Origin of the sequence: Micromonospora phytophila (assembly GCF_023656545.1) — a bacterium.
Lineage (GTDB): Bacteria > Actinomycetota > Actinomycetes > Mycobacteriales > Micromonosporaceae > Micromonospora > Micromonospora phytophila.
Genome location: NZ_JAMOKF010000200.1, coordinates 1 through 10,303, shown reverse-complemented (window position 1 = coordinate 10,303; position 10,303 = coordinate 1). Strand labels below are relative to the sequence as shown.

Genomic DNA, 10,303 nt, shown 5'->3' with positions numbered 1-10,303 from the left:
TACGCCTCGATCAGCGCGAACCGGGCCCGCACCGCGCAGCGGTCGTCGCCGGTGGCGTCGGCGTGCGCGGCGATCCGTTCCAGCTCGGCGGTCCGGTCCTCGCCGTCGGGCCGGTCGAGGGCGTCGGCGAGCGCCTCGGCCGGGGCCGGGTCGTGGCGCCCGCCTGCCCAGCCCGCCCGCCACCGGGTCGGCTCGACGTCCCACCCGGTCGGTCCGGGCCGGCTCACGCCACCACCCCGCCCGGGAGCCGGGCCACCTCGACGGCGAGCTGGCAGCCGGTCGCGATGCCGCAGTCGAGCAACTGGTCGAGCTGGTGCGCGGTGACCCCGCGTTCCAGGTCGGTGATGACCTCCCCGCAGACCCGCGCCCGCCCGTCGTCGTCGACGTGCACGAACGCCTTGGGCCAGAGCCGGTCGTGGTTCCACGCGTTGCAGAAGGCGTGCAGCGCCGGGACGTACTCGATCGGGAAGGTCGGTGCGGTGATGGTGCGCACCTGGAGCAGCTCCCTGGCGGCGCCCGGGCGCAGGAACCAGATCAGGCTGTCGTCCCACCGGCCGACCAGGTCACCGTCCGGGTCGCTCTCGACCACGTACCCCCGGCTGTCGAGCACGGCGGCGATCAGCTCGCCGGTCAGCGGCCGCAGCGCCCCCGGATGCCCGGCCAGCGGGCCGTCCGAACCGTCCTCGATTCCCGGCGACGCCATGGGGGCATCCCTTCTGAGGCAGATATCACGGCGAGCGGCGGGGTCCGGGCTGCGACGCGCGGACACGACCCGGAAAAGCGGCGATCTGCCGGGTCCCGCCATTACGGTGACTCTATGGCGGGCCGTACCTCTCAGGCGAGCCGGCGACGCGGCGCGTCGCCGCGTGGCACCACGAACAGCCGTGCCCGCCAGCCGGCGAAGAAGACCCGGGGGCCGGCCCGGCGCCGCACCACGGCGGCCCGCCCGGGCCCGGCCGTCTACGTCGGGCGCGCCGTCGGCGCACTGTGGATGGGCCTGGCACACAGCGTGGGCTGGGCCGTCCGGGCCGCCGGCCGGCAGGCCGCGTCGGCCCGGGGTCTCGACCCGGAGCACCGCCGCGACGGCGCCGGGCTGCTCGTCTTCGGTCTGGCCCTGCTCAGCGCCGTGGCGATCTGGTTCTCCGGGGCCGGCCCGGTCGGCGCCCGGCTGGCCGACAGCGTCCGGCTCTTCCTCGGCGCGATCGCCGTGGTGGTGCCGGTGCTGCTGATGATCGGCGCCTGGCGGCTGATGCGGGAGTCCGCCGACCCGGAGCACCGCGGGCGGGGGCTGGTCGGCTGGAGCTCCATGCTGGTCGCCACCGCCGCGCTGCTGCACATCGGACAGGAGCCGGTCGACGCGGTCCAGCGCGACTTCGCCGGTGGCCTGGTCGGCGCGGGCGTCGGCAGCCTGCTGGAGCGGGCGGTCACCGCCTGGGTCGCCGTGCCGTTGCTGGTCCTGCTGCTGCTCTTCGGCCTGCTGGTGGTCACCGCGACCCCGATCAACAAGATCCCCGAGCGGCTCGGCCTGCTGGCTGGCGCGGTGGTCGGCGCACCGCCGGCGCAGGAGGAGGACGAGGCGTCCGCCAAGCCGGCCCGTAAGCGCCCCGCCAAGCGGATGCCGCCGCCGCTCGACCCGGACGACTTCGACGACGACCTCGACGGGGTGGACCTCCAGGACACCATCGTGCTGCCCCGCAAGGCCCCGGGCAAGGTGCCGGCCAGCCGCCGGCCGGTGGAGCCGCCGGAGCACTCACCGGCGCCCACCCGGGCCGAGCAGCTCGCGCTGACCGGCCTGTCCGGCGACTACACCCTGCCGCCGGCGAACATGCTCAGCGGCGGCGCCGCGCCGAAGACCCGGAGCAAGGCCAACGACGAGGTCATCGCGGCGCTGACCGGCGTCTTCGACCAGTTCGACGTGGACGCCGCCGTCACCGGCTTCACCCGGGGCCCGACGGTCACCCGCTACGAGGTCGAGCTGGGGCACGGCGTCAAGGTCGAGCGGATCACCCAGCTCTCCCGCAACATCGCGTACGCGGTCAAGTCGCCGGACGTCCGGATCCTGAGCCCGATCCCGGGCAAGAGCGCGGTCGGGGTGGAGATCCCCAACACCGATCCCGAGAATGTGGCGCTCGGCGACGTGCTGCGCTCCCGGGCCGCGACCAGCGACCACCACCCGATGGTGGTGGCCCTCGGCAAGGACATCGAGGGCGGCTACGTGGTCGCCAATCTCGCGAAGATGCCTCACATTCTGATCGCCGGCGCCACTGGTGCCGGGAAATCGAGCTGCCTCAATACGCTGCTGGTGTCGATCCTCACCCGGGCCACCCCGGACGAGGTGCGGCTGCTGCTGATCGACCCGAAGCGGGTCGAGATGACCGGCTACGAGGGCATCCCGCACCTGGTCACCCCGATCGTGACCAACGCCAAGAAGGCGGCCGACTCGCTGGACTGGGTCGTCCGCGAGATGGACATGCGCTACGACGACCTCGCCGCCAACGGGGTCCGGCACATCGACGACTTCAACCGCAAGGTGCGCAACGGCGAGATCAAGGCCCCGCCGGGCAGCGAGCGGGAGATGCGTCCCTACCCGTACCTGCTGGTGATCGTCGACGAGCTGGCCGACCTGATGATGGTGGCCCCGCGTGACGTGGAGGACTCGGTCGTCCGGATCACCCAGCTGGCCCGGGCGGCCGGCATCCACCTGGTGCTCGCCACCCAGCGCCCCTCGGTCGACGTGGTCACCGGTCTGATCAAGGCGAACGTGCCGTCCCGGCTGGCGTTCGCCACCTCGTCGCTGGCCGACTCCCGGGTCATCCTCGACCAGCCGGGCGCGGAGAAGCTGCTCGGCCGGGGTGACGGGCTGTTCCTGCCGATGGGCGCCTCGAAGCCGGTCCGGATCCAGGGCGCCTGGGTGACCGAGCGTGAGATCTCCGACGTGGTGAAGTTCTGCAAGGACCAGCGCGAGCCGGAGTTCCGTCCGGACGTGCTGGCCCCCGCGCAGGACAGCAAGAAGAAGATCGACGAGGACATCGGCGACGACCTCGACCTGCTGGTGCAGGCGGTCGAGCTGGTGGTCACCTCGCAGTTCGGCTCGACCTCGATGCTGCAGCGCAAGCTGCGGGTCGGCTTCGCCAAGGCGGGCCGGCTGATGGACCTGATGGAGACCCGGGGCGTGGTCGGCCCGTCGGAGGGCTCCAAGGCGCGGGACGTGCTGGTCAAGCCGGACGAGTTGGAAGAGGTCCTGACGGGCCTGCGCGGCGGCGAGGAGTAGCCCGTCCGGCCCGGCCAGTGCGCCGGCTCGCTGGTCGGGATTGGCGGGGCCCCGGATCGCGGGTGTCGGGCCCGGGCAGCGCCCGGGTCACCGGTGTCGGGCCCGCGCGGTGCGCCGGCTCACCGGTGTGCGGAACAGCGAGGGCCCGCCGGTGGTCCGGCGGGCCCGTCAGGTGGGGGAGCGGCGGCGGTCAGTTGTTGACGATCGCGTTGATGATCAGCAGGCTGATGATGATGGCGGCCACGTTGGCGGCGGCGGCGTACCAGCCCAGCGGCTTGTCACCCAGTACGGCGCCGACGATGCCCAGCACCACGCCGATCACGCCGAAGATGATCGGGTTGAGCAGGAGCGCGAGGACCGCGAAGACGAAGCCCAGGATGGTGCAGATGCGGGCGGCGTTGCTGCGCGGGCGGGCGGTCGAGTGCATGTTGGCCATGTCTGCCTCCGTGGGTGAGAGCCTGCGGTGCCAGGGCGAGGTCTACCCACTGTGGTCGCTCGTCACGCCTGTCCCGGCCGTACCGGGCGGCATTCACCCGGCAGTGCGGCAGGCAAGCGGGGAAACGGCCCGCCGGTTCAGTGGAAGACCTTCAGGCCGACCACGCCGGCGACCACCAGCAGCAGGGAGACGATCCGGGGCAGGCTGGCCGGCTCGTTCAGCGCGAGCATGCCGACCAGCGCGGTGCCGACCGCCCCGATGCCGACCCAGACCGCGTAGCCCGTGCCGACCGGGATGTCGCGCAGCGCGTACGCCAGGCCGGCCATGCTGAGCACCAGGGTCACCGCGAAGACGACCGACGGGACGAGCCGGCTGAAGCCGGCGCTGCGGTCCAACGCGATGGCCCACGCCGTCTCCAGCAGTCCGGAGATCACCAGCACGATCCAGGCCATCGACGTCTCCTCCGCGGGCGCGCCCGGACCACCGGTTCGGGACGAGTCGAGTCTGCACACATCGCGGGACGCCGTCGCGGACCGGGTACGCCCACCACTCGTCCGGGGGCGGCCGTGAAGCCCCCGGCCACGGCGGTCGACGGTGGCTCTGGCCGGCGGGGCCGGGCGGGCGTGACGCCGGCCACCGTCCGTTGACCTGAACTTGACTTCAGCTTGCAGTATCGGCCCATGACCCTGCTCTTCTCCGACCCCGAGGTCACCGCCGCGCTGGACGCCGCCACCACGGTGGCGGCCATGCGGGACGCCCTGCTGGCCGCGCACGCCGGCCGCCTGGTGGCCCCGCCCCGGGCCGCCGCCCCGCTGGACGGGGGACGGATGGTGCTCACCGCCGGCCACCTCACCGGCGAGTGGTACGGCTTCCGTTCGTACGACACGTTCGGGCACCCGCGGGGCGAGCAGGTGGTGGTGCTGCACGACGGGCGCACCGGGGCGGTTCGGGCGGTGGCCGTCGGCGAGGAGCTGGGCTCCCGGCGTACCGGCGGGCTCGGCGGCGTCGCCGTGGACGCCCTGGCCCGGCCGGACGCCGCCACGCTGGGCGTGATCGGCTCCGGACGGCAGGCGTGGACGCAGGTCTGGGCCGCCGCCGCGGTACGGCCACTGCGTGAGGTCACCGTGCACAGCCGCTCGGCCGCCCGGCGCGAGACCTTCGCCGCCCGGGTCCGCGCCGAACTGGGCGTTCCGGCCCGGGCGGTGGACTCGGCCCGGGCGGCGGTGCGCGACCGCGACGTCGTGGTGCTCGCCACCACCAGCGTCACCCCGGTGCTCGACGCCGCCGACCTCGCCCCGGGCACCCACGTCAACACCGTCGGCTTCAAGCAGCTCGACCGGCACGAGTTCGGCACCGACCTGCTGGACGCCGCCGACGTGCTGGTCACCGACTCACCGGCCCAGGCGGCCGCGTACGCCCCGCCGATGCTCGCGGCGCTGCCGCCGTACGCCGAGCGGCTGCGCGACCTGGGCACGGTGCTGGCCGGGGCGGCGCCCGGCCGGACCGGCGCGGACCAGGTCTCGGTCTTCTGCTCCACCGGCCTGGCCGGCACGGAGGTCTTCCTCCTCGACCGGCTGGTCCGGGTCGGCGCCGCGGCGGTCTGAGCCCACCGGCTGGTCCGGGTCGGCGCCGCGGCGGTCTGAGCCCACCGGGCTCCGGCCACGGGTGTGAGCCGGCCGATGCGGGCGGCCCGCCGTTGACGGTCCCCGCCGGCCCGCCCGGTACCCTCGGATGGTGTCTGCCACCTCCCCTTCCGACAACTCCGGCTCGGCGGGTCCGGCGCCGCGCCGCGACCCGGAGCTGTCGTCCGCCGCCGCCGGCCGCCGCGTCGCCCTGCTGACCCTGGGCTGCGCCCGTAACGAGGTCGACTCGGAGGAGCTGGCCGCCCGGCTGCACGCCGACGGCTGGCAGGTGACTACCGACGGCGAGGGCGCCGACGTGGTGGTCGTCAACACCTGCGGCTTCGTGGAGAAGGCGAAGCAGGACTCCATCCAGACCCTGCTGGCCGCCGCCGACACCGGCGCGAAGGTGGTCGCCGCCGGCTGCATGGCCGAGCGGTACGGCCGCGAGCTGGCCGACAGCCTCCCCGAGGCGCAGGCCGTGCTGAGCTTCGACGACTACCCGGACATCGCCGCCCGGCTGGACGCGGTGGTGGCCGGCGAGCAGATCGGCGCGCACACCCCCCGGGACCGGCGCGAGCTGCTGCCGCTGACCCCGGTCGCCCGCCGGGACAGCGGCGTGGTGCTGCCCGGGCACGGCACGCCGACCCGGACCCCGACGCAGACCGACGAGCACACCCCGGCGCACCTGCGTCAGGTGCTGCGCCACCGGCTCGACACCGGGCCGGTCGCCTCGCTCAAGCTCGCCAGCGGCTGCGACCGACGCTGCGCGTTCTGCGCCATCCCCGCCTTCCGCGGCGCCTTCGTCTCGCGTACGCCGGACGAGCTGCTCGCCGAGGCCGAGTGGCTGGCCAAGACCGGCGTGCGCGAGCTGGTCCTGGTCAGCGAGAACTCCACCTCCTACGGCAAGGACCTGGGCGACCCCCGGGCGCTGGAGAAGCTGCTGCCGCAGCTGGCCGCGATCGACGGCATCGTCCGGGTGCGGGCCAGCTACCTCCAGCCCGCCGAGACCCGGCCGGGCCTGGTCGAGGCGATCGCCACCACGCCCGGCGTGGCCCCCTACTTCGACCTGTCGTTCCAGCACTCCAGCGAGCCGGTGCTGCGCCGGATGCGCCGGTTCGGCTCCACCGACCGGTTCCTGGAGCTGCTGGCCGGCGCCCGCGCCCTGGCCCCGGAGGCTGGCGCCCGGAGCAACTTCATCGTCGGCTTCCCGGGTGAGACCCGCGCCGACGTCGACGAGCTGGTGCGCTTCCTGACCGAGGCCCGGCTCGACGCGATCGGCATGTTCGACTACAGCGACGAGGACGGCACCGAGGCGGCCGGGCTGCCCGGCAAGGTCTCCGCCGCCACCATCAAGCGCCGCTACGACAAGCTCAGCGCGCTCGCCGACGAGCTCTGCTCGCAGCGGGCCGAGGACCGGCTCGGCTCCACGGTCGAGGTGCTGGTCGACTCGGTCGCCGACGGCGTGGTCGAGGGTCGGGCCGCCCACCAGGCCCCCGAGGTCGACGGCTCGACCACCCTGGTCGCCCCGGCCTCCGGTGGGGTGGACCTGGCCGCGCTGCGCCCGGGCGACCTGGTCCGGGCGACGGTCACCGGCACCGAAGGGGTGGACCTCGTCGCCGTCCCGGATGAGATGATCTCGGCGGCGCCCGGCGCGGCACGGTGACGACGGGCCGGGAGCGAGCGGGGGAGCCACGTGGTGGGGAGTCAGGTGCGCCACGGCGGCCGGAGCGGGGCGCGGCGATGACCGGCGCGACGGACTCGACGCCGGCGCCGGTGGTGGCCGGGGTGCCGGTGGTCAACGCCGCCAACGCGCTCACCGCGCTGCGGCTGGTGCTGGTGCCGGTCTTCGCGGCGGTGGTGGTCGTCTCGGGCATGCGCCACGCCGGCTGGCAGACGGCCGCCTGCCTGATCTTCGTCGTCGCCTCGGCGACCGATCTCGTGGACGGCTGGATCGCCCGCCGGTTCGCCCTGGTCACCTCGGTCGGCAAGGTGGCCGACCCGATCGCCGACAAGGCGCTCACCGGCGCCGCGCTGCTGCTGCTCTCCTGGTACGACCGGCTGCCCTGGTGGGTGACCGCGGTGATCCTCGCCCGCGAGCTGGGCATCACCGCGCTGCGCTTCTGGGTGATCCGGCACGGCGTCATCGCGGCCAGCCGCGGCGGCAAGATCAAGACGGCGCTCCAGATCCTGGCCATCACCTGGTACCTCTGGCCGATGCCGGCCCTCCTCGTCCCGGTCGGCCCCTGGATCATGGCCGCCGCGGTGCTGGTCACCGTGCTCACCGGCTTCGACTACGTGGCCCAGGCCCTCCGCCTGCGCCGCCCCGCCCGCTGACCTCGCCCCCGCCGGCGATCATGGGGTGGACGGGTGGTCCGACGATCGGAGACTCCGCCATGATCGACGGATCGCGGGCGGGATGAGTAGGGCGGACGGGGCAGGGAAGGATCCTGGGCATGGAGAGTGACGGTGCGGGTGCCCGGCCGGTGGGAAGTCCGGCGGCGGGCGTGGTGCACAGCCTGGCCGAGCGGCAGGAGACCCTGGCGACCGTCGAGTCGCTGACCGGCGGTCTGCTGGCCGCCTCGATCGTCGAGATCGCCGGGGTGAGCGGGGTCTTCCAGGGCGGGCTGGTGGTCTACGCCACCGAGCTGAAGTCGCAGCTCGCCGGCGTACCCGCGGAGCTGCTGGCCGAGCGTGGCCCGGTCGACCCGGACGTGGCGGTGGCGCTCGCCGAGGGTGGGCGGCGGCGCTGCGGGGCCGACTGGGGCCTCGCCACCACCGGGGTGGCCGGCCCGGAGCCGCAGGACGGCAAGCCGGTCGGGTTGGTCTACGTGGCGGTGGCCGGGCCGTCCGGCACGGTCGTGCACCAGCTCGACCTGAACGGTGGCCGGGACCACATCCGCTCTGCGGCGGTGATCGAGGCGCTGCGGCTGCTCGCCGGGCGGATCCACGCCGTCGACCGGGGGGAGCTCTCCGGCGACCAGCCCGACGCCGCCGGCGCGGGCTGCCGGTGAGCCGGGCGCCCGGTGTCCGACAGGCGGGGCGGGATGTCGCCGGGGCCGGCAGCGGGTACGGTTGCGGGAAGGCTCCGGCGGTCGGGGTCGGCGCGACGCGCCGGACCGTCGTGCGGAACAGTGGTGGTGTCCCTCAGGGGGAGGTGCGGATGGTCCTGCTACGCCGGGTGATCGGTGACGCACTGCGGGCGCGCCGGCAGGGGCAGCATCGCACCCTTCGCGAGGTTTCCTCCGCCGCCAATGTCAGCCTCGGCTACCTGTCGGAGATCGAACGCGGGCATAAGGAGCCCTCCAGCGAGCTGCTGGCGGCCATCTGCGACGCGCTCGGCGCGCGCCTGTCCGAGCTGCTGCGTGAGGTCAGCGACACCGTCGCGCTCGCCGAGCAGATGCCGGGCGTGCTGATGCAGGTGCAGGACGAGCCGGTCGAGTCCGCCCCGGTGGGCCCCGCCGTGCGCAAGGCCACCAACCGCAGCGTTCACCAGGTCAGCTCGGACGGCAAGGTCGCCGTCCAGGTCCGGCAGGATTCGCCGCTCAAGGCCACCCTGCGCAGCTCCCGGGTCCGCTCGGGCGACCGCGACGTGGTCTGCGCCGCCTGATCCTCCCCTTCCCGCGCCGCGCTCCGTCGTCGCGCCGCCCGTCTCTCGGCGTCCCGTCGCGGGTCCGGCCGTGCTTCCGCGCCCGATGCCCGTTTCGCGCTCCGTGGTCGACACCGTCCGCGCCGCGTAGGCTTGATCGCGGACGGCGTCGGCGCTCGCCGGTGCGGATGCCGGGCTGGCGTACGCCTGGGACGATGGAGGCACCGCCGCGCCGCAGCCGGCCGGTCGCGTCCGGTGCGGTCGGTGCGGAGCGACGCTACTGAGGGGATACCGCGGAGATGGCGAACCCGTTCGTCAAGGGTTGGAACTATCTGATGGCGCTCTTCGGTTCCAAGATCGACGAGCACGCCGATCCGAAGGTGCAGATCCAGCAGGCCATCGAGGAGGCCCAGCGCCAGCACCAGGCGCTCGTCCAGCAGGCCGCGGCGGTGATCGGCAACCAGCGGCAGTTGGAGATGAAGCTCTCCCGGCAGATGTCCGAGGTTGAGCGGTTCCAGGCCAACGCCCGTCAGGCCCTGGTCCTGGCCGACCAGGCCCGCGCCAGGGGCGACGAGGCCGAGGCCGGTCGCTACGAGCAGTCCGCGCAGACGCTCGCCACCCAGCTGGTCTCCGCCGAGCAGGCCACCGAGGACCTGAAGACCCTGCACGACCAGGCGCTCGGCGCCGCCGCTCAGGCGCGCAAGGCGGTGGAGAACAACTCGATGATCCTCCAGCAGAAGCTCGCCGAGCGCGCCAAGCTGCTCAGCCAGCTGGAGCAGGCCAAGATGCAGGAGAGCGTGGCCCGCTCGCTGGAGTCGATGTCCGCGCTGACCGCGCCCGGAACCACCCCCACCCTGGACGAGGTGCGCGACCGCATCGAGCAGCGGTACGCCACCGCCATGGGCCGCGCCGAGCTGGCCGGCAACTCCGCCGAGGGCCGGATGCTGGAGATCCAGAAGGCGACCCTCGACTCGGCCGGGTCCGCCCGGCTGGAGCAGATCCGTTCGAGCATGGCCGGTGAGCAGCTCGGCGGCAAGCAGGAACGGCCCGCGGTCGAGCGCGTCCAGCCCGCCGGGCCGGCCGCCGACCCGGCCGCCGCGGCCCGGCTCGACGAGATCCGGGGCACCATGAGCCGGGAGCGGGGCACCGGCGACACCACCGCCGCCGGCTGAGCGGCTGGTCGAGGAGGCAGACGTGACAGACGAGCGTACGCGGTACTTCCGGCAGCTGGGCCGGCTGCGGCGGTCCGCGCGCCGGTGGAGCGTGACGGCCGGAGGTCTCGGCGGCGCCGCGGCCGTGCTGACCCCGTACGCCGGGCTGGGTCTGCCGGACGCGGCCTGGGCCGCCGGGGCGGGCGGCGCGCTGGTGCTCGCCGCATGGCGGTGGGT

General features: G+C 74.3%; 10 protein-coding genes and 2 pseudogenes. 8 read left to right on the top strand and 4 right to left on the bottom strand.

All coding sequences use genetic code 11. From position 1 onward, the window contains the following. Together NCC78_RS21090 and NCC78_RS21085 are read right to left on the bottom strand one after the other, a co-directional pair. Nucleotides 1-227 (bottom strand): annotated as a pseudogene (locus NCC78_RS21090) (YbjN domain-containing protein); the annotation flags it as partial. After that, nucleotides 224-703, bottom strand: coding sequence for a type III secretion system chaperone family protein (locus tag NCC78_RS21085; protein WP_250796481.1), 480 nt, complete (start codon nt 701-703; stop codon nt 224-226). The pseudogene NCC78_RS21090 and the gene NCC78_RS21085, both read right to left, overlap by 4 nt. A 114-nt stretch (nt 704-817) precedes the next feature. Between NCC78_RS21085 and NCC78_RS21080 the strand changes: the two genes are divergently transcribed. Further along, a complete protein-coding gene (locus NCC78_RS21080) occupies nt 818-3,271 on the top strand; it encodes an FtsK/SpoIIIE family DNA translocase (protein WP_250796480.1) in 2,454 nt (817 codons plus the stop codon). 190 nt (nt 3,272-3,461) lie between these two features. On the opposite strand, the gene NCC78_RS21075 is transcribed toward NCC78_RS21080, so the two are convergent. Together NCC78_RS21075 and NCC78_RS21070 are read right to left on the bottom strand one after the other, a co-directional pair. Continuing rightward, complete coding sequence (locus NCC78_RS21075; protein WP_250796478.1) at nt 3,462-3,707, bottom strand: hypothetical protein; 246 nt, start codon at nt 3,705-3,707, stop codon at nt 3,462-3,464. A 137-nt stretch (nt 3,708-3,844) separates the two neighbouring features. After that, nucleotides 3,845-4,159 carry a DMT family transporter gene (locus tag NCC78_RS21070; protein WP_250796477.1) on the bottom strand — a complete coding sequence of 105 codons (315 nt, stop codon included), beginning with the start codon at nt 4,157-4,159 and terminating at the stop codon, nt 3,845-3,847. 228 nt (nt 4,160-4,387) lie between these two features. Here NCC78_RS21070 and NCC78_RS21065 point away from each other — a divergent pair, with 228 nt between their 5' ends. The 7 genes and pseudogenes from NCC78_RS21065 to NCC78_RS21035 all read left to right on the top strand — a co-directional run. Next, on the top strand, nt 4,388-5,311 hold the full coding sequence (locus tag NCC78_RS21065) for an ornithine cyclodeaminase family protein (protein ID WP_250796475.1): 924 nt from the start codon (nt 4,388-4,390) through the stop codon (nt 5,309-5,311). Nucleotides 5,312-5,438: 127 nt separating this feature from the next. Then, nucleotides 5,439-6,992 carry a 30S ribosomal protein S12 methylthiotransferase RimO gene (gene rimO / locus NCC78_RS21060; RefSeq protein WP_250796474.1) on the top strand — a complete coding sequence of 518 codons (1,554 nt, stop codon included), beginning with the start codon at nt 5,439-5,441 and terminating at the stop codon, nt 6,990-6,992. A gap of 77 nt (nt 6,993-7,069) precedes the next feature. After that, nucleotides 7,070-7,663 (top strand): CDP-diacylglycerol--glycerol-3-phosphate 3-phosphatidyltransferase, encoded by a 594-nt coding sequence (gene pgsA, locus NCC78_RS21055; RefSeq protein WP_250796473.1) that lies wholly within the window; start codon nt 7,070-7,072, stop codon nt 7,661-7,663. A 113-nt stretch (nt 7,664-7,776) separates the two neighbouring features. Continuing rightward, on the top strand, nt 7,777-8,340 hold the full coding sequence (locus tag NCC78_RS21050; RefSeq protein ID WP_250796482.1) for a CinA family protein: 564 nt from the start codon (nt 7,777-7,779) through the stop codon (nt 8,338-8,340). 149 nt (nt 8,341-8,489) lie between these two features. Continuing rightward, nucleotides 8,490-8,936 carry a helix-turn-helix domain-containing protein gene (locus NCC78_RS21045; protein ID WP_250796472.1) on the top strand — a complete coding sequence of 149 codons (447 nt, stop codon included), beginning with the start codon at nt 8,490-8,492 and terminating at the stop codon, nt 8,934-8,936. 278 nt (nt 8,937-9,214) lie between these two features. Beyond that, nucleotides 9,215-10,087, top strand: a complete 873-nt coding sequence (locus tag NCC78_RS21040; protein ID WP_250796471.1) for a PspA/IM30 family protein — start codon at nt 9,215-9,217, stop codon at nt 10,085-10,087. 22 nt (nt 10,088-10,109) lie between these two features. Beyond that, nucleotides 10,110-10,303 (top strand): annotated as a pseudogene (locus NCC78_RS21035) (phage shock envelope stress response protein PspM); the annotation flags it as partial.

Bases quoted from the DNA above. Each gene is read 5' to 3' on its own strand.
- rimO (WP_250796474.1), top strand. From the start codon at position 5,439: ATGGTGTCTGCCACCTCCCCTTCCGACAACTCCGGCTCGGCGGGTCCG.
- NCC78_RS21075 (WP_250796478.1), bottom strand. From the start codon at position 3,707: ATGGCCAACATGCACTCGACCGCCCGCCCGCGCAGCAACGCCGCCCGC.
- NCC78_RS21065 (WP_250796475.1), top strand. From the start codon at position 4,388: ATGACCCTGCTCTTCTCCGACCCCGAGGTCACCGCCGCGCTGGACGCC.
- NCC78_RS21070 (WP_250796477.1), bottom strand. From the start codon at position 4,159: ATGGCCTGGATCGTGCTGGTGATCTCCGGACTGCTGGAGACGGCGTGG.
- NCC78_RS21085 (WP_250796481.1), bottom strand. From the start codon at position 703: ATGGCGTCGCCGGGAATCGAGGACGGTTCGGACGGCCCGCTGGCCGGG.
- NCC78_RS21080 (WP_250796480.1), top strand. From the start codon at position 818: ATGGCGGGCCGTACCTCTCAGGCGAGCCGGCGACGCGGCGCGTCGCCG.
- pgsA (WP_250796473.1), top strand. From the start codon at position 7,070: ATGACCGGCGCGACGGACTCGACGCCGGCGCCGGTGGTGGCCGGGGTG.
- NCC78_RS21040 (WP_250796471.1), top strand. From the start codon at position 9,215: ATGGCGAACCCGTTCGTCAAGGGTTGGAACTATCTGATGGCGCTCTTC.
- NCC78_RS21045 (WP_250796472.1), top strand. From the start codon at position 8,490: ATGGTCCTGCTACGCCGGGTGATCGGTGACGCACTGCGGGCGCGCCGG.